Source organism: Myroides sp. TSA_177.3 (assembly GCF_052691955.1).
The window spans coordinates 1-17,474 of sequence record NZ_JBQZGD010000004.1 but is presented as its reverse complement, the minus strand read 5'-3'; the positions used below and the strand labels follow the sequence as shown (position 1 = coordinate 17,474).

Below are 17,474 nucleotides of genomic sequence, written 5' to 3'. Positions count from 1 at the left end.
AGTCTCACAAATGCATTTTTTTACTAATTTTGCAAATGATATGGACAACTTACTATTAACTGAGCGAATTGTTGCCAACAAGGATTGGGCTACCCTACTGTTTTTCGTGGGCTTCTCCATCATTGCTATTAATCGAACTATTTTTAGTGTTCGCTTTGCAGAGTTTACTCGTTTGGTAATTTCGGATAAGTATTTGAAGATTTACAAAGACAATACCAATCTACGCAATAGTTTTACGCTTTCCTTTTTGACCATTCAGTTATTATCCATTACCTTCTTTTTGCAAATTGCAGCGAAGTCCTTTGGGTTTATAGAGCAATATACCTTGTTGTCGTATATCCAAATCTTGAATTTCACTTGTTTTTTTGTCATAGGAAAATATTTAATCGACAAGATAATTGGCATTACATTTGAGATAGAAGATTTTGTAGACCATTTTAATTTACAAAAAGCAACCTATAGAAATTACATTGGTATGTATCTTTTGGGAATAGATTTACTCTTATTTTACAACGATATAGTCAACCAATTCGCAATAACTCTACTTGGAATTGCTTTAATCTTAACAAATCTTGGTTTATACGTTATATTTATAAAAAACAATCGAAAAACGATATTAAATAAGTTGTTCTATTTTATTTTGTATCTTTGCACCCTTGAAATAGCTCCTTATTTTATAATATACTTTGCATTTAAAAACTTTAGAGCCTAAATAAGAATTAAACTATGAAAGTGAAAACAATTTTGGTTTCTCAGCCAGAACCTAAAGTAGAAAACTCTCCATACTTTGAGATCGAACAAAAGTATAAAGTAAAAATTGACTTTAGGCCTTTTATACACGTTGAAGGTGTACCTGCTAAGGACGTAAGACAACAGAAGATCGATTTAAATAACTTTACAGCGGTTATTTTAACGAGTAGAAACTCCGTTGACCATTTCTTTCGTGTTGCAGAAGAAATGCGCTATAAAGTGCCTGAAACACTTAAGTATTTTTGTCAATCAGAAGCTATCGCTTTTTATTTACAGAAATATGTGGTATATCGCAAAAGAAAAATTTATGTTGGTCAGAAAGATTTCGCTGATTTAGCTCCTTTGATTAAAAAATACAAGGATGAGAAATTCTTATTATCGGCTTCAGATCAATTAAACGCGGAAGTACCTACTATTTTAGGCGAATTAAAAGTAGATTGGACTCCAGGAACATTTTACAGAACGGTAATGAGTGATTTATCTGATTTAGCCGATGTAAAATACGATGTTTTGGCTTTCTTTAGTCCAACGGGAATTAAATCATTATTCATGAATTTCCCTGACTTCTCTCAAGACAATACTCGAATTGCAGTATTTGGTACAACAACGCAAAAAGAAGCCTTAGATCACGATTTACGCGTGGATATTATGGCTCCATCACCGGAAGCACCATCTATGACCATGGCTCTTGAAAAATACATTCAGAAAGTGAATAAATAAATATAAAAAAGTCTTCCTAAAGGAAGACTTTTTTTTTGGGTTATGGGTCGTGAGTTATGGGTTATGGGGGTGAGTTGTGGGTTGTAAGTTATGGTAATGAGTTGTGGTAAGAGTGGTTCTAAGACAACCGTTAACCCATACCTCATAACCCTTAACCCAAACTACTCATAACAAAAAAAGAGAGCCTAAGCTCTCTTTTTTGATATCTACTATAACTGTGGTCCTGCTTCAACTAAAGCTTTTCCAGCGTCGTTATTTGTGTACAAATTAAAGTTTTTGATAAATAAAGCAGCTAAATCTTTTGCTTTATCTTCCCACTCTTTTGCTTCACCGTATGTGTTACGAGGATCTAAGATATTTGTATCTACTCCTTCTAAAGCTGTTGGCACAACAAAATTATAAATAGGAATAATTTTCGTTTCTGCATTTTCGATAGAACCATCTAAGATTCTGTCAATAATCGCACGTGTATCTTTAATAGAAATACGTTTTCCTGTTCCGTTCCAACCTGTGTTAACCATATAGGCAGTCGCATTGTGCTCCTCCATTTTCTTCACTAACTCTTCTCCGTATTTTGTTGGGTGTAAAGACAAGAATGCTTTACCAAAACAAGCTGAGAATGTTGGTTCTGGCTGTGTAACTCCTCTTTCTGTACCTGCTAATTTAGCTGTAAATCCAGATAAGAAGTAATATTTAGTTTGTTCCGGTGTCAATTTTGAAACAGGAGGCATTACTCCAAAAGCATCTGCAGTTAAGAAGATTACTTTCGTTGCATGACCTGCTTTAGAAACTGGTTTTACAATATTTTCAATGTGATCAATTGGGTAAGAAACACGTGTATTTTGTGTTACAGAACCATCATTAAAGTCAATAACACCATTCGCATCAACAGTAACGTTTTCCAATAAAGCATCACGGCGAATCGCACCAAAGATATCTGGCTCGTTTTCTTTGCTTAAGCTAATTGTTTTTGCATAACAACCTCCTTCGAAGTTGAATACTCCTTCGTCATCCCATCCGTGCTCATCATCACCAATCAACTCGCGTTTTGGATCTGTTGATAACGTTGTTTTTCCTGTTCCTGATAATCCGAAGAATACTGCCACATCACCATCTTTACCTTTGTTTGCTGAACAGTGCATTGAAGCCATTCCTTGCAATGGTAAATAATAGTTCATCATAGAGAACAATCCTTTTTTCATCTCACCACCATACCAAGTACCACCAATGATTTGAACTTTTTCAGTTAGATTGAACGCAATATATACTTCTGAATTTAATCCGTATGCTTTGTAATCTTTAAATGTCGCTTTAGAACCATTCATTACTACGAAATCAGGCTCACCGAAGTTTGCCAATTCTTCTTCTGTAGGACGGATGAACATGTTTTTCACAAAATGTGCTTGCCATGCTACCTCCATAATGAATCTTACTTTCAAGCGCGTATTTTCATTCGCACCACAGAAAGCGTCAACAACATAAAGTTTTTTTCCTGACAACTCTTCTGCCGTAGTTGCTTTTAAAGCTTCCCACGTTTTTTGGTCAATCGGCTTGTTATCATTTGGAGATTCTGGAGAATTCCACCATACGGTATTCTCAGTAACTGAGTCCTTTACGATATATTTATCTTTTGGAGAACGACCAGTGAACTCACCTGTCATAACATTTACAGCTCCTAATTCAGTTACTTGTCCTTTTTCAAACCCCTGTAGGTCAGACTTAATTTCTTCATTATATAAAAGATCGTAGGAAGGATTATATACAATCTCTACAACATCTTTAATACCATATTTTTCAAGTGAAATTGATTGCGTATTAGCCATTTTCATTATGTTATGTTGTCTTTTTAATTAATATGCAAACTTAGAAATAAATTTAATATAACGATGCACAAAACTAGATTTTCGTACTTTTTCCCATTTTAAGGGTCTGAATTGCAGCATACACCCAGGCTAAAATCATGAAAACTCCTCCAATAGGTGTAATTGGCCCCAAGAATTTTACGTTAAATCCTGGCAATCCATTGAACGTTAGTAGATAAATAGACCCTGAGAATAAGGTTACTCCGATTAAAGTCAAGATAAACAATCGCTTTTTCACTGCATCAGTGAAGAAAGAAGAAAGACCGACAAACAAGAGAAAAAAGACGTGATACATCTGATAGCGAACACCAACTTCATAAGAAGCTACTGCCGTTTCACTGACAATCTTTTTCAAACCATGTGCTCCAAAGGCGCCTAAAATAATACCTAAAGCTCCTAATAATGTAGCTGTTATAATAATTTTTCGTCCCATTTATTTTTCTTTCGAAGATACAAATTATCCACCAAACGACACCGAAGAAAGCTTAAAAATAAATGTACACCCCATGTCCCGAAGGAGTTGTCTATTATTCACAATTTGAGGTTTCTTTATTTTTTTTACTTGTTTTTCACTCCTCTTCTATTTTTTTACCAAACTAAAAAAGGGTTCATCAAACAAGACGCTATCTTATTAAAAATCGATAGAAGCCTTTTTCTTTCCTTTTTCTTCGATCTGATATCCGTACCACACATTCTTTCCATTAAAAACTACTGTTCGTTTTGTGTTTAACGAGAAAAAAACGCCCGTTATTATCTTCACTTAGACAATTTTATTCCAAACTTTTTTAGCAAAAATTTTGCCCCTATGATTATATAATTCCTTACTTTCGTAACTCGTAAAACAACCAAAAACAAAATAATGAAAGAAATATTAATCGTAGGCGCTGGCCGTTCTGCCTCATCACTTATTAAGTATTTACTTGAAAAATCTACGACAGAAAACCTTCATTTAACCATTTGTGATTTGTCTTTAGCTTTAGCAGAGAAAAAAGCAATGGGACATCCAAATGCTACGGCAAAGGAATTTGACTTATTTAATACCGAACAAAGACAAGCTTTGGTTCAGCAATCAGATATTGTTATCTCGATGCTACCAGCCGCTTTACACATCGAATTAGCGAAAGATTGTGTTCAGTTTAAAAAACATCTAGCTACCGCTTCTTATATCAGTCCAGCTATGGCAGCTTTGGACGAGGAAGTAAAAGCCAATAACCTTGTATTCATGAACGAGATAGGACTAGATCCAGGAATCGATCACATGAGTGCCATGAAAATTATTCATGAAGTAAAAGCAAAAGGAGGAAAAGTAATTTCGTTTGAATCTTTTTGCGGGGGATTAATGGCTCCTGAATCAGACAACAACTTATGGAACTATAAATTTACTTGGAACCCGCGTAATGTGGTTTTAGCTGGACAAGGTGGTGCTGCTAAATTTATCCAAGAAGGACAATACAAATACATTCCGTACAACAAAGTATTTAGACGTACGGAGTTCTTAAATGTGGAAGGTTATGGCAAATTTGAAGCGTATGCGAACCGCGATTCATTGAAATACCAAAGCGTTTATGGCTTAGATGATGCGAAAACGATCTTTAGAGGTACTATTCGCCGCGTAGGGTATTCAAGAGCCTGGAACTTATTTGTTGAATTGGGAATTACAGACGATAGTTATGTAATCGACCATTCAGAGACCATGTCATATCGTGAGTTTATCAACTTGTATTTACCGTACCATCCGACGGATACCGTAGAGACAAAATTGAGATTGGCATTAAACATTGACCAAGATGATATTGCATGGGAGAAGTTATTAGAACTAGACCTTTTCAATCCGAACAAAATCATTGGTTTAAAAAACGCTACTCCAGCACAGATTTTGGAAAAAATATTAGCTGACAGTTGGACATTGGATCCTGATGACAAAGACATGATTGTGATGTACCACAAGATTGGTTATGAATTAAACGGAGAGAAAAAACAGATTGACTCTACGATGATTTGTATCGGCGATGATCAGACCTATACAGCTATGGCAAAAACAGTTGGTTTACCATTGGCTATTGCAGCTTTAAAAATATTAAAAGGCATTATTAGTACACCCGGAGTACAAATGCCAATTGAAGAGGAAGTATATGCTCCGATTCTAAAAGAATTAGAAGAAAACGGCATCGTTTTCGACGAAAAAGAAGTAGAATACCAAGGGTTTTAATAAATCAAAAAGGTCAAAAGCAATGCTTTTGACCTTTTTTAATTCTTTATCTTATGCGTTCAAACCTAAGCCTAGCACCATCAGATACGATAAGAGATAAAGCATCTTGATTAACTCCCATTAAATAACCTCCCAAACCATCTATTACTATTATTTCTTGTTCTTCCCATTCAAAATCATACTTATAACCATAATCTGAAACTCTCGATTGTATAAAACTATCAAATGTGCCCTCTTTTGAAACCGAATGATTCGTTACAAACAGTTTGTCATAATAGCTAAATTCATACAACACCACTTCCTCATCAGTAAGCACCCTTCTTCTACCCATAAAATCACCCATTTCTTTTAAACGCCAGGTACCTAAGAGTAATTTTTTACTTTCTTCTGAAATTTTCGGATAGGTTACTCCTTTTTGTATTTTTTCAAATACAAGTATTTCCCCTGCATAATGCGTTAAGATTAATTTATTTTGTGTCACTTCAATATCAAATTGAAGATTCGGATTACCATCATACATGGATTCAAAATGCAATCGCTCTTTTTTAGCGACTGTTTCATCCCAGCTTTTCACGTACGCAAACGTGTATTCCATCGTTCCATTTTCAGTCAAGTAATAGGAATTACTAGCGGATCCAATCGGTTTGTTTGACTCATTTGCAATTATCACCTTTCTATCTGTCGTAAAGGTATATCGAACAAAGAGTCCTTCTCTAGTCAAGTCGATCTTATCACCTTCCGTATTGGAATAGTCGCTCAATCGCCAATCACCTAATAATAATTCTTTTTCTTCTTTAGTTATTTTAGTGTAAGAAGGAATTGCTGTATCGTCTGTGTTACAAGAAGTCAACACAACAAAAAGTAATAGTACGTAAGGGAATATTTTTTTCATCTTTATTTTTTCATTATTTTTTGACTGTTACTTGTTCCATCTTCCATCGTAAATCGAATCAAATACAACCCTTTTTTCAACTGGGTAAGGTCCACTTGAAACTCCTTCTGGTGGTTTACTTTAGCACGACTACTTGTTTGTCCAATTTCATTAAATAACTCCCAGAACACGATAGCTTGATCTGAGGTTACGGTAACTTGATCTGAGGTTGGATTTGGGTAGAGTGAAATATAAGATGTTACCTCATCATTTTCTATCCCTTCATCAATACTATTGGTCATCATTACAGCGTTAGAAGTCTCAGTACAAGGATTAACTCTTGCTACAAATCTGGAGCCTACCATCGCATGAAACCCTTCTTTCAATAGAATAGATTTACCTGAATAAGAAGCTTTACCACCCGCTTTAATCTTATTTGTAGCTAAAATATGATTCGACACTTGTTTAGTATCTGAGTTTAACCAGAATACTGTAGAATTTGCCCATGCGTCATACATACACTGTGTAGCACATTCATTTATACAACGGGTTGAATTACTCACTACGGTTCTAATTTTGTCTCCAGGTTGAGGTCCAAATCCTGCACTAAAACTTACACTAGAATTATCTAAATGATTACAATAACTCATTATTGTCCCAACTGTTGGTATAGGAGCATCAGCGCAATTAGTATCTCGATATTGTGAACCTAATGCTCCTCCACATCCATCTATTGCTGTATTATTTCCATTCCAAGCACAATCATGCGTATGAGGAGATCCAAAAACATGGCCTAGTTCATGTGTCATTATTTTTATTGGTCTAGAATACAACGGCAAAGAATTAACAAAACCATATATCCCAGACACGCAAATTTTTCTACTTTTATCTGTACATAATTGACTTTCACTACTATTATTTCTCGCTATTCCTCCATCACTTCTATTAGTCAAATACATACTAGCATTACCGTTAAAATTACCCGATAAATGATTAGAATATAGATTTAGACGCGCGCTATTATCACTAGCATTAAAAAGAGGATCTGGAGTGGTCCAAATCCACATATCCGAAATTTCAATACGAATATTTTCATTTTGAAATAAAACCGCCATCTGATTAAAAAGAGTAGAAATATATTGTTCCGTTGCGGTATAATTAGAATTTTTATCTAAATACACATCGTATCCAACATCCAAATTGATTTTCACACAGTTGCTTTTAGAAAGAGAAGTTGTTTCGTTTACCAAAGTTTCCTCCTTCGAAATATCGTTTTTATTATCATCTAAATAATTTACACCACATACTCCTTTAGCTTTCATTACAAGATTATCTTCTTTATAAAAAATAACTTCTTTTTTACTTGGCAAAGATCCAATATTATAGTTTCCTTTTTCATCGGCAATAATTCCTCCCATTTCGTTTTCAAAAAAACTTATTGCTACCAAACTTTGTGGGTCACCTTTAATTACCCCACGATAATGTTTAATATTTCGATTTGCTGGAATAGTTTTCCCTTTATCTATAACCACTTCATAATCATAGAAACTATCATCCACAGCTACTAATTCCAAGGTCATAGTTTTATTGTGTAACGGTAAATCCAAGCTAAATGAGCGTTCTTTATGTGAAATTGCTTTTGCATCAAACTGAAAAAAATCAACTTCTTTGCTGTTTTTAAACTCTTTCGCTACAGTAGGATCTAATTTATCAGGCTTAAAAGCCCCTTGAACCAGAGTGAATTTTTCTCCGTTCAGCTTTTCATTTTGTATCTGTTGGTAAATTAAATTCTCTTGACCTAGAGCAGATAATCCCAAACACCATACAAAAAGTATGAATATTTTTTTCATCTGAGTCTAGTTTTTTTGATTAACTACTGCCTTAACTTCTTGTAGTTGTTTATTCAATTCAATGATATACAACGTCAGTTCTTCTATTTTCTCCTGTTGTTTTTTAATCATATCACTGACATGTAAACCACCAGTTTCCACTTCAGTTGCAGAAGGAATGTTGATTAAATGCCCTTTTTCGTTAATATGACGTTCTACTTCCTCGATTGTTGGTAAAACATAAGCCTCCTCAAAAACATAATCTGGCCATCCTGTTAAATCAATTCGCACTTCTTTAGCATGCACATCTCCATTAACCGCAAGTTTTGCATCCGGTGATTCTGTACCAATTCCAATATTTCCATTATTTCCGATGAAGAGTTTGGTAGAAGCCTTGGTTTCATTTGAAGCTTTGGTTGTAAATTTTATTGTATTAGTAGAATAACCATTTTCATTACCAAAAATAAGATTTCCCTTCCCGATATAGCGATACACACCATCTCCTTTTTTTGCTAAGTCTGAAAAAGCCAAATTGGCATGTGCAAAGGCAATGTCAACTACATTTCGATCGAAATTTGGTGTATTAAATACTAGTCTGTAAAAAGGGTAACGAGATTCAATCATGGAAGAGCCATCTGACTTATATTTTATTTCCTTAAAATCTCCTAGAGCATTTTGATCTACATTTCCAATAAAAAGTCTCCCTCCATCAATCCAAAGATCTGCTTTCTCAGGTTCAGAACCTTGTAAAGAGAATAAACCCCCTTTAATATGTAATGCACTTTGGGGGTGAATAGTTCCAATTCCAACTTTTCCGAACTCAGGAAAAACATTATTATTTTGAATAGGGCCTATTTGAGCCCACGAAAAGGTAGCCATTAAAAGCATCCCCGCTAGAAAGGTGTATTTTTTCATAATTTATTATTTTAATTAAGCTAAAGTTAACCTATTTTAACTTAATTAAAACAATAATATAAAAACATTATTCCAAAATAGAAGCAATCAACTTTTTCGTATAAGCGGATTGAGGATGCGCATACAAAGCATCGGCTTCTCCTTTTTCTTCGATTTGTCCTTTGTTCATTACCATGACTTGATCTGACATATACTTAACAACAGCTAAATCATGTGAAATAAAGATGTAGGTAAATTGATATTGTTCTTTTAGTTCGTTCAACAAGTTGAGCACTTGCGCTTGAACCGAGATATCCAATGCAGAGACTGATTCGTCACAGATAATTAATTTGGGATGAACGGCAATCGTACGTGCAATTCCAATACGTTGGCGTTGTCCCCCAGAAAATTCATGGGGATAACGATCAAAGGCTTCTTCCGTTAAACCTACTTGTTGCAAAAGTTGAAGTACTTTTTGTTTCTTCTCTTTTTTATTGCCAAATAGTCCATGTACAATCATGGGTTCCATGATCGCTTGTCCAACCGTCAGCTTTGGATTTAAAGAAGAAAAAGGATCTTGAAAAATGATTTGAATATCCTTGCGCAATGCACGAAGTGCTTTGCCTTTTATTTGTGTAATATCTTTTCCTTGATAAAAAATAGCCCCTTGAGTAGCGGGGTCTAGTTGTAGAATGGCATTCCCTAACGTGGATTTTCCACAACCACTTTCTCCAACCAATCCCAATGTTTCCCCTTCATATACTTCGAAGTTAATTTGATCTAAGGCGCGAAACGTTTTCTTGCCCCATAATCCAACGGTAGAGACATATTCCTTCCCCACGTCTTTGACGGTTAACAAAGGTGATTTCGAATAGATTTTTTCCTGAAATTCTCGGCGTTCTGCTTGAGAAACAACCGCAGTACTTACGCGTTTTTCGATAAAATCTTGAATGGTAGGCAAGCGTCTTAATCGCACCTCACTCGAAGGTCGAGCGGCAATTAAAGCTTGGGTATAAATTTCTTGAGGTGTAGTAAAAACAGCTTGGGTAGCTCCTTTTTCAACTACTTTTCCTTGGTACATAACCATTACTTCATCCGCAATACTAGAAACTAAACCTAAGTCATGGGAGATAAAGATCATGGCCATCTGTGTCTCCGCTTGTAGCTCTTTCAGCAATAAGATAATGTCCTTTTGAACAGTAACATCCAAAGCTGTCGTTGGTTCATCGGCAATTAACAGCGTCGGTTTACAAGCAATCGCCATAGCAATCACCACCCGTTGTTTTTGCCCTCCTGATAATTGATGCGGATATTTAGTATAAGCCTCTTCTGGAACAGGCAATTTTACTTGAGCAAATAATTCGATCACCTTATTTTTTAAGGCAGTTCCTCTCAAATGGGTATGCAAACGAAGCATTTCTTCCACCTGATATCCACAACGCATCGAAGGATTCAGCGCACTCATAGGCTCTTGGAAAATCATAGCGATTTTATTCCCTCGAATTTGTCGGTATTCCTCTTCCGTAAAAGTTGTTAAATCTTGTCCTTCAAACACGATTTGCCCGACAATTTTACTTTGCTTTTCAGGTAATAAACCTAGTAATGCCAAAGAACTGACCGATTTTCCCGATCCTGATTCACCCACAATACCAAAAATCTGGTTGGTGTGCAAATCAAAAGACACTCCCTGTACAATTGGTTTCCAATTTTTGTTCTGTTGAAAACTAATCTGAAGATCCTTTACGTGAAGTAGCGGTGTTTGTTCTGACATAAAAATGAGTTAACGGTGTCTTAAACAAAAATAAGATATTTAATTGTGATTTAATGCCGGAGCAAGAAGCTATTCGCTCTACCGCGAACACCAAATCACAATTAAAAAACTAAAGTCAGACATACTAAGCTACATTTACATGATCATATTCCTTTACCAACGTTACAATAGTTGGGGTTTGTTCTTTAAAATTAGCGAAAACTGGGCAAGCTAATTTCACTGCATCTATCCATTCTTTCAATAGAATAATAGAAGCCGTTGATGTTGGTTTCACAATCACATCAATTTTTTTAAAAACCCCAGCATCCAAATGTTTTTGTTGCAAAGCTTCATCTAATACGCCACTTACCTCAATCTGAATTGATTTCAAATCCACGTTCAAAGTCGAACCGATTAAGTTTCCAATTGCATGGATACTTCCCGCTAATTTAGCTAAGATCAATTCTTCTGAATCCACTTGGGCTTCTTTGACCAACTCTTTTCCATCTTTTACAGTAAATGAAAAGTTCGCTGTCTTGATTGCCAACTGACTTTCTCGTACTGAAAAACCTAATACTTTTACTACTTTTTTACTCATTTTGCTTTTTTGTTTTTACTTGAATCACGACACTTTACCTCAAAAAAAAAGTCCTTTTGGTCGTCGTACGTTACCAAAAGGACTTGAAATATTACACTTAATCATTTTTTATTTAAAAAACGCTAGGATTTTTGCTTCAGTTCTGGTAACAAGCGATTAGGCGAATGTTTAATAAACATCCACATATAACATGTTGGGTTCGATAAATACTGAATTTGCTGTCTCATTGCGTATGATTTAAAAAAAAAGCCCCTGTTTACAAACAGAGGCTTACGTATATCTAATTATTATATCTATTTAAAATAACAATCCCAATCCACTCACCTCTTGTGTAGAACACCACATTGATTTATGAAAATACGATTGAATTGTTGACATAATATATTTTTTCTCTATTTTTTTACTGCTTACAAAGCTAGAAATTATTTTTTTATAAAAAGCAAGTTTTCCAATATTTTTAACTCTTTTTTTTATACCGCTATAATTTCATCTTCTTCTAGGATTTTTTCTCCACGTAAACGCAGTAAGATTTGCGCCACTGCAATGACATCTTTTTCACAATAGCGTGCAATGCGATCTATGTCGTTATCCTGGTAGTACACCTGAGCTACATCTGCTCCTGAAATATCATCCTTCGGTGAGGGAATTTGCAAAATGTGCGTCAATAATTTCAGCGAGGTATAATGTTTATAATCGCCAAATTTCCACATTTCCATGGTGTCTAAATGCGGAACCTCCCAAGGTTTTTTTCCCATTAAATTTAATTTCGCAGGTACTTTTAGTCCGTGAATAATCATTCTTCTTGCGATATACGGAAAGTCAAACTCCTTTGCATTATGCCCACACAATAAGTGTTCTCCACGGTTAAAGTAAGACGTTAGTAGATTCGTAAAGTCCGTAAGAATTTTCACCTCCTCTCCAATGAAAGAAGTGGTTCTGAATTGACGATCTCCCATTTTATACGTAAAATAACCAACCGAAAGGCAAACAATCTTACCAAATTCTGCCCATATTCCCGCTTGAGTATAAAACTCTTCTGCTGTAATTTCTCCTTTGCGTTGGTAACGCGTTTTCTCTTCATACAATACTTGCTCTTCCATTTGGAGCTGTTGAAAATCTTGTTCTTGTGGAACGGTTTCAATATCTAAAAACAAGATGTGAGATAAATTAATTCGATCTAGCATAATTATTTTTTTCGTTGCGCTAACATGGCATACGCTTCATCAATATAGGTGTACAAATCATTACTATGTGGGTCCTCCTCTGTTTGTAGTCCTTTAATATGACCTAAGCGAACGATAATAACATTATCTTTTGGCGATACAATGGTAAACTGTCCTAAATGCCCGCGCATATAAAAGAAATCTTGTCCTTTGTAATTTTTCAACCACCAACCATAGCCATATTCTGGACTAGATTCAAATCGAGGGACAATCGATTTAGCCACAAATGTACTGTCTAAGATTTGTTCTCCCTTCCACTTTCCAAAGTCTTTATACAACTTACCAAATCGCGCAAAATCTCTGGCTCCACTTGTAAAACAACAATATGATTTCTCTATTCCGTCTCCTTTGTGGTCGATTTGCCATAACGCATCATTTTCAGCTCCCATTGGTTTCCAAAAATATTCTGACACATAAGCAGCAAGCGTTTGTCCGGTTGCTTTTTCCAAAACCATGGCCAATAATTGAGTATCTCCACTTTTATAGATAAATTCTTTCCCTGGCTGATCTTTGATATCCAAGCCCAACATCACTGCTCGCAGGTCTTTATCAAAATAAGCTTGTGTAACCACTGAAAAGGGACTGTAATACCCTTCATCCCAATCCAAACCAGAAGCCATCGAAGATAAATCTCCAACTGTTACCTCATTCTTGTATTTTCCTTTTAGCTCTGGAAGATACTGAATCACTTTATCATCTAAACTCTTGATTTCACCTCGTTGCAAAGCTTTTCCTAAAGCCGCTGACACTACACTCTTTGCCATAGAGAAAGAATTAGTTTTACTATTGGCGGTATACCCATCATAGTAACTTTCATGCCAAACGCTATCATTCTTAATGATTAAAAAAGCAATGGTTTGCAGATCTTTATGAGTACTTGCTAAAACGGCAGTAGGTTCAACGGAATTATAATCCTTAGCCACAGGCCAGGGTTGTGCTTTTCCTGCTGGAATGTCTCGTGTTGGGAAATAGTGATAATCATCCAAGAATGCTGTTTTATATCCATTGAAATAGATGGTTCGCACCGCTGTAAATAAGTAATCGACCTTAAACACATAAGCTAAAATAACGATTCCCACGATAAGAATAGCCAGTCCTTTCAGGAATTTCCATAGTATTTTCATAACATTTGATTCTAGTTGGTAGTTAAATTTACCATTTTTTTTCCTTGTTTGACGGATTTTGCTAGCATTCTTATAAAAACAACAAAATAGTCCCGTATTGCAAAAAGCCTTTTATCTTTGCAACTTGATTTTCTTAATTTAAATTCGCTTCTTATATGCACTTTATATCCAAAGAACTCGAAGATTACGCTGCAAACCACAGTGAAAATGAACCTGAACTATTGGCACAACTTGACAAAGAGACGCATCAAAAGGTAGTACAACCGAGAATGTTAAGCGGTCATTTTCAAGGGCGTTTTTTAAGTATGATTGCTAAATTGGTTCGTCCAACTCATATTTTAGAAATTGGAACCTTTACAGGATACGCAACTTTGAGCCTAGCTGAAGGTTTACAACCTGAAGGAATGTTAGACACTATTGATGTCAATGAAGAACTATATGACTTTCAACGCAAGTATTTTGATTTATCTCCTTATGGTAAACAAATTACACAACACGTAGGAAGTGCTTTAGATATCATTCCTCAATTAGACAAAAAATACGATTTAGTTTTTATTGATGCTGATAAGCAGAATTACAGCAATTACTTTGAATTGATTATTAACAAAATGAATCCTGGAGGAATTATTTTATCCGACAATGTATTGTGGTCAGGAAAAGTGATTGAAGAAATCAAAGCCAATGATAAAAGTACACTTGCCTTAGATCAATACAATAAACTATTAAAGGACGATCCTCGAGTAGAAACGATTTTACTTCCGATTCGAGATGGGTTAACTGTTTCGAGAGTACGATAAAAAAAGGGATTTGGTTTGAGCCAAATCCCTTTTTTATTATATCAATTTATCGTTGTATTTTCTTTCAATCCACAAAAAGATTTGATAGAATAGCGTTCCTGATAACAAACCAAAACAATATCCCACTAAAATATCAAATGGAAAGTGCATGGTCAAATAGATTCTACTATAAGCGAATACTAAAGGAAAGATAAATACCAAATAGGCATGTTTATAGTAACGTCTGAGCACCATAAACATAAAAAGCATGTTTGCCATGGAATTTGACGCGTGTCCAGAAAAGAAGCTCAATGATGGGCTACATTTTACAACGCGAATCAACGCTTGAATATCTTCTGTATTACAAGGTCTAGGACGAGCAACGGCGTATTTCACTAAATTCGTCATCTGATCTGTGAAGGCAACCAAGCCCGCTAATAGCAAAATAATAACTCCTAATTTTTTCAGAGAGACTTTGCGATAGGTTAAATAAACCAATAGCACAAAAAAGGGTATCCAGTTTAATTGTTTCGTAATAAACAACCAAAAGGGATCGAAAGTTTCACTTCCTAATCCATTAAAATAAATAAGTAGTTCTTTATCTAATTGTACTAATTGATCTAGCATTAATTTCTTCTTTTAATTGGCCCTGTAATATTTTCGATATCCTCTTTTTGTTTCTCAATTTCTTGTTGGATATCTTTGATAGGGTTGATATCAGCCTCTATATTCAAGGCGTCTTCAATATCTTTTTTGATACCTGATTCGTCGGCACTTTTGTTGATTTCGTGTTTGATATCATTTGTAGCATTTTTCACTTGAGCCATAAATTTACCAAAAGCTCTGGCCATTTCTGGTACTTTATCAGAACCAAAAAGCATTAAAATGACTAATATGATAAAAAACAGTTCTCCTCCTCCTATTCCAAACATAACTCTATTTTTAGTTAAGATACAAATCTACAACGTTTATTATTTTTTAGTTGCTTTCTGCTCGTTTAAATTTACTTGTTCTATTGTTAAATTCTTCTGCTGAGGCTCTTCCTTTATTTTATCTCCTAATAAATCTAAAAATTCTAAGGCTAAAACTCCCGTTCTAGAAGAGATTTTATCTTTCTCAGTAATACCTGCATTCAAATAACCAGACATAATATCATCATCCGAAACATAGTAGGCAAAACCAACGACGTAGTCTTTAGGAATACTATAATCTTTAATCAACACATATTCGTCCATGATATTCAAGAACTTATCTTTTCTCATTTCTTGTTTTTCATACTTCAATGCCTTTTTCAACATAGCTGTACGTCCACTAATCCAATTGACAATTGCACTGATAGGAATAATTCCCGATCCCGAAGTAGCGGTATACAATCGGCGTTCTGCAGGCGTATAACGCCTAGCACCTTCTGGAACTAATCCTAAAGAAGAAGAGGAAATATGAGTAATAACAATTTCGTTTAACTGTCGATTGAGGTCATTGGGTTCAAGCGGAATTAAAACAATATCGCGTTTAAAATCAATATCATCCAATACATAGCGATAACCAATAAACAAGGGGCCTGAAAACATTAAGGTATCCTTTTCTTGTGCTTGAATTGAAAAATACCCTCCTGGTTCCGTTACCAAGGCATCACCTGTATTGATATTTGAGACATAAATCCCTTTCAAGTCCTTGCTTCGAGATACGATTTTCCCTTGCAAAGGCACTCTATTCTGGGCCCATACGCTTACTCCTACTATCAACAATAAAAAGGTTAAAACTAATCTCATCTACTAATATATTAATGAAGTCCGTAAAAATATCTTATAAAAGCATAAAGCAAAATTTTAATCGTGTAAAGTTATGTTAAATATAAAATTCACCCAGAAGAAACAACTTTTTTCATTTGCCGAATAAAGTCTATTTTTGTTCTACTTAATAAAGCAATCATGAGAAACTTAATTATAGCCAGTACCTCAACAATCTACAATCAAGGATATCTGGAGTACTTACTACCAACACTACAAAATCATTTCAAAGCAGGTTCAACACTTGTTTTTATTCCGTATGCCCGTCCAAGTGGAATTAGTCACGACGAATATACAGCAAAAGTACGCGAAGCATTTCAATCTATTGATGTGCAAGTAAAAGGATTGCACGAATTTGACGATCCTAAGCAAGCGATTCAAGAAGCTGCGGGAATTTTTACTGGCGGTGGAAATACTTTTTTATTGGTAAAGCAGTTATATGCTCACGATTTAGTACAGACCATTACGGAAGTGGTCAACAACGGAACACCTTATTTAGGTTGTAGTGCTGGAAGCAATATTTGTGGTTTAACGATGGAAACGACCAACGATATGCCTATCACTTATCCACCTTCGTTCAAAACTTTTGGTTTTGTACCGTTCAATATCAACCCACACTATTTGGATCCGATTGAAGGATCTACCCATATGGGAGAAACGAGAGAAACGAGAATTAATGAATTTCACACGATAAATTCTCAACCCGTTGTAGGACTAAGAGAAGGAAGCTGGTTGAAAGTTTCTGGTGACCGCATTATATTAGAAGGAACACTCCATGCCCGTATCTTTGAACAAGGCAAAGCAGCTTATGAAGTTGCACCGAATACAGATCTAAGTGATTTAAAATAAAAAAAGCCTGCTAATGCAGGCTTTTTGTTTGAGCGGAAGACGAGGCTCGAACTCGCGACAACCAGCTTGGAAGGCTGGAGCTCTACCAACTGAGCTACTTCCGCAGGTGATGATCTTTAGAAACTTTCATCAAGTTTTGGAGCGGAAGACGAGGCTCGAACTCGCGACAACCAGCTTGGAAGGCTGGAGCTCTACCAACTGAGCTACTTCCGCAGGTGATGATCTTTAG

At 35.4% G+C, this 17,474-nt stretch carries 17 protein-coding genes and 2 tRNA genes; 5 read left to right on the top strand and 14 right to left on the bottom strand.

The window, feature by feature from the left end:
* Positions 1 to 40 precede the first annotated feature (40 nt).
* Both ACUTSE_RS05575 and ACUTSE_RS05570 read left to right on the top strand, forming a co-directional pair.
* Complete coding sequence (locus ACUTSE_RS05575) at positions 41 to 712, top strand: DUF4271 domain-containing protein (RefSeq protein ID WP_060873920.1); 672 nt, start codon at positions 41 to 43, stop codon at positions 710 to 712.
* A gap of 14 nt (positions 713 to 726) precedes the next feature.
* A complete protein-coding gene (locus ACUTSE_RS05570; RefSeq protein ID WP_006264750.1) occupies positions 727 to 1,470 on the top strand; it encodes a uroporphyrinogen-III synthase in 744 nt (247 codons plus the stop codon).
* Between the two features lie 209 nt (positions 1,471 to 1,679).
* On the opposite strand, the gene pckA is transcribed toward ACUTSE_RS05570, so the two are convergent.
* Together pckA and ACUTSE_RS05560 are read right to left on the bottom strand one after the other, a co-directional pair.
* Positions 1,680 to 3,299 (bottom strand): phosphoenolpyruvate carboxykinase (ATP), encoded by a 1,620-nt coding sequence (gene pckA / locus ACUTSE_RS05565; protein WP_445639521.1) that lies wholly within the window; start codon positions 3,297 to 3,299, stop codon positions 1,680 to 1,682.
* Positions 3,300 to 3,366: 67 nt separating this feature from the next.
* Positions 3,367 to 3,765 carry a DUF423 domain-containing protein gene (locus ACUTSE_RS05560; protein ID WP_002987741.1) on the bottom strand — a complete coding sequence of 133 codons (399 nt, stop codon included), beginning with the start codon at positions 3,763 to 3,765 and terminating at the stop codon, positions 3,367 to 3,369.
* Positions 3,766 to 4,191: 426 nt separating this feature from the next.
* Between ACUTSE_RS05560 and ACUTSE_RS05555 the strand changes: the two genes are divergently transcribed.
* Positions 4,192 to 5,541, top strand: coding sequence for a saccharopine dehydrogenase family protein (locus tag ACUTSE_RS05555; RefSeq protein ID WP_115091822.1), 1,350 nt, complete (start codon positions 4,192 to 4,194; stop codon positions 5,539 to 5,541).
* A 46-nt stretch (positions 5,542 to 5,587) separates the two neighbouring features.
* On the opposite strand, the gene ACUTSE_RS05550 is transcribed toward ACUTSE_RS05555, so the two are convergent.
* The 7 genes from ACUTSE_RS05550 to ACUTSE_RS05520 all read right to left on the bottom strand — a co-directional run bounded on the left by ACUTSE_RS05550 (position 5,588) and on the right by ACUTSE_RS05520 (position 13,830).
* Positions 5,588 to 6,433, bottom strand: coding sequence for a hypothetical protein (locus ACUTSE_RS05550; RefSeq protein WP_445639520.1), 846 nt, complete (start codon positions 6,431 to 6,433; stop codon positions 5,588 to 5,590).
* A 2-nt stretch (positions 6,434 to 6,435) separates the two neighbouring features.
* Complete coding sequence (locus tag ACUTSE_RS05545) at positions 6,436 to 8,262, bottom strand: zinc-dependent metalloprotease (protein WP_445639519.1); 1,827 nt, start codon at positions 8,260 to 8,262, stop codon at positions 6,436 to 6,438.
* 6 nt (positions 8,263 to 8,268) lie between these two features.
* Positions 8,269 to 9,156 (bottom strand): hypothetical protein, encoded by an 888-nt coding sequence (locus ACUTSE_RS05540; RefSeq protein ID WP_445639518.1) that lies wholly within the window; start codon positions 9,154 to 9,156, stop codon positions 8,269 to 8,271.
* Between the two features lie 67 nt (positions 9,157 to 9,223).
* Positions 9,224 to 10,906: an ABC transporter ATP-binding protein gene (locus ACUTSE_RS05535; RefSeq protein WP_445639517.1), complete on the bottom strand. Its 1,683-nt coding sequence runs from the start codon at positions 10,904 to 10,906 to the stop codon at positions 9,224 to 9,226.
* 124 nt (positions 10,907 to 11,030) lie between these two features.
* The gene (locus ACUTSE_RS05530) at positions 11,031 to 11,483 is read right to left on the bottom strand and encodes an OsmC family protein (RefSeq protein WP_445639516.1); all 453 of its coding nucleotides are present in this window, start codon (positions 11,481 to 11,483) and stop codon (positions 11,031 to 11,033) included.
* Between the two features lie 470 nt (positions 11,484 to 11,953).
* Positions 11,954 to 12,667, bottom strand: coding sequence for a 3'-5' exonuclease (locus ACUTSE_RS05525; protein WP_445639515.1), 714 nt, complete (start codon positions 12,665 to 12,667; stop codon positions 11,954 to 11,956).
* A 2-nt stretch (positions 12,668 to 12,669) separates the two neighbouring features.
* Positions 12,670 to 13,830 carry a serine hydrolase domain-containing protein gene (locus ACUTSE_RS05520; RefSeq protein ID WP_445639514.1) on the bottom strand — a complete coding sequence of 387 codons (1,161 nt, stop codon included), beginning with the start codon at positions 13,828 to 13,830 and terminating at the stop codon, positions 12,670 to 12,672.
* Positions 13,831 to 13,985: 155 nt separating this feature from the next.
* On the opposite strand from ACUTSE_RS05520, the gene ACUTSE_RS05515 reads away from it, so the two are divergent.
* Positions 13,986 to 14,627, top strand: coding sequence for an O-methyltransferase (locus tag ACUTSE_RS05515; protein WP_002987755.1), 642 nt, complete (start codon positions 13,986 to 13,988; stop codon positions 14,625 to 14,627).
* A gap of 36 nt (positions 14,628 to 14,663) precedes the next feature.
* Here the strand turns inward: ACUTSE_RS05515 and ACUTSE_RS05510 are convergent, their stop codons facing one another.
* The 3 genes from ACUTSE_RS05510 to ACUTSE_RS05500 are packed head-to-tail and all read right to left on the bottom strand — an operon-like array spanning position 14,664 to position 16,378.
* On the bottom strand, positions 14,664 to 15,233 hold the full coding sequence (locus ACUTSE_RS05510) for a phosphatase PAP2 family protein (RefSeq protein ID WP_353104238.1): 570 nt from the start codon (positions 15,231 to 15,233) through the stop codon (positions 14,664 to 14,666).
* Complete coding sequence (locus ACUTSE_RS05505; protein WP_002987759.1) at positions 15,233 to 15,538, bottom strand: Sec-independent protein translocase subunit TatA/TatB; 306 nt, start codon at positions 15,536 to 15,538, stop codon at positions 15,233 to 15,235. Before ACUTSE_RS05505 ends, ACUTSE_RS05510 begins: the two co-directional genes overlap by 1 nt.
* A 39-nt stretch (positions 15,539 to 15,577) precedes the next feature.
* On the bottom strand, positions 15,578 to 16,378 hold the full coding sequence (locus tag ACUTSE_RS05500; protein WP_445639513.1) for a hypothetical protein: 801 nt from the start codon (positions 16,376 to 16,378) through the stop codon (positions 15,578 to 15,580).
* Positions 16,379 to 16,537: 159 nt separating this feature from the next.
* Here ACUTSE_RS05500 and pepE point away from each other — a divergent pair, with 159 nt between their 5' ends.
* Positions 16,538 to 17,245, top strand: coding sequence for a dipeptidase PepE (gene pepE / locus ACUTSE_RS05495; RefSeq protein ID WP_445639512.1), 708 nt, complete (start codon positions 16,538 to 16,540; stop codon positions 17,243 to 17,245).
* Positions 17,246 to 17,276: 31 nt separating this feature from the next.
* Here the strand turns inward: pepE and ACUTSE_RS05490 are convergent.
* Positions 17,277 to 17,349, bottom strand: a tRNA-Gly gene (locus ACUTSE_RS05490).
* Between the two features lie 33 nt (positions 17,350 to 17,382).
* Positions 17,383 to 17,458: transfer RNA gene (locus tag ACUTSE_RS05485), tRNA-Gly, on the bottom strand.
* Positions 17,459 to 17,474: the final 16 nt, after the last annotated feature.

Bases quoted from the DNA above. Each gene is read 5' to 3' on its own strand.
- ACUTSE_RS05575 (WP_060873920.1), top strand. From the start codon at position 41: ATGGACAACTTACTATTAACTGAGCGAATTGTTGCCAACAAGGATTGG.
- ACUTSE_RS05570 (WP_006264750.1), top strand. From the start codon at position 727: ATGAAAGTGAAAACAATTTTGGTTTCTCAGCCAGAACCTAAAGTAGAA.
- pckA (WP_445639521.1), bottom strand. From the start codon at position 3,299: ATGAAAATGGCTAATACGCAATCAATTTCACTTGAAAAATATGGTATT.
- ACUTSE_RS05560 (WP_002987741.1), bottom strand. From the start codon at position 3,765: ATGGGACGAAAAATTATTATAACAGCTACATTATTAGGAGCTTTAGGT.
- ACUTSE_RS05555 (WP_115091822.1), top strand. From the start codon at position 4,192: ATGAAAGAAATATTAATCGTAGGCGCTGGCCGTTCTGCCTCATCACTT.
- ACUTSE_RS05550 (WP_445639520.1), bottom strand. From the start codon at position 6,433: ATGAAAAAAATATTCCCTTACGTACTATTACTTTTTGTTGTGTTGACT.
- ACUTSE_RS05545 (WP_445639519.1), bottom strand. From the start codon at position 8,262: ATGAAAAAAATATTCATACTTTTTGTATGGTGTTTGGGATTATCTGCT.
- ACUTSE_RS05540 (WP_445639518.1), bottom strand. From the start codon at position 9,156: ATGAAAAAATACACCTTTCTAGCGGGGATGCTTTTAATGGCTACCTTT.
- ACUTSE_RS05535 (WP_445639517.1), bottom strand. From the start codon at position 10,906: ATGTCAGAACAAACACCGCTACTTCACGTAAAGGATCTTCAGATTAGT.
- ACUTSE_RS05530 (WP_445639516.1), bottom strand. From the start codon at position 11,483: ATGAGTAAAAAAGTAGTAAAAGTATTAGGTTTTTCAGTACGAGAAAGT.
- ACUTSE_RS05525 (WP_445639515.1), bottom strand. From the start codon at position 12,667: ATGCTAGATCGAATTAATTTATCTCACATCTTGTTTTTAGATATTGAA.
- ACUTSE_RS05520 (WP_445639514.1), bottom strand. From the start codon at position 13,830: ATGAAAATACTATGGAAATTCCTGAAAGGACTGGCTATTCTTATCGTG.
- ACUTSE_RS05515 (WP_002987755.1), top strand. From the start codon at position 13,986: ATGCACTTTATATCCAAAGAACTCGAAGATTACGCTGCAAACCACAGT.
- ACUTSE_RS05510 (WP_353104238.1), bottom strand. From the start codon at position 15,233: ATGCTAGATCAATTAGTACAATTAGATAAAGAACTACTTATTTATTTT.
- ACUTSE_RS05505 (WP_002987759.1), bottom strand. From the start codon at position 15,538: ATGTTTGGAATAGGAGGAGGAGAACTGTTTTTTATCATATTAGTCATT.
- ACUTSE_RS05500 (WP_445639513.1), bottom strand. From the start codon at position 16,378: ATGAGATTAGTTTTAACCTTTTTATTGTTGATAGTAGGAGTAAGCGTA.
- pepE (WP_445639512.1), top strand. From the start codon at position 16,538: ATGAGAAACTTAATTATAGCCAGTACCTCAACAATCTACAATCAAGGA.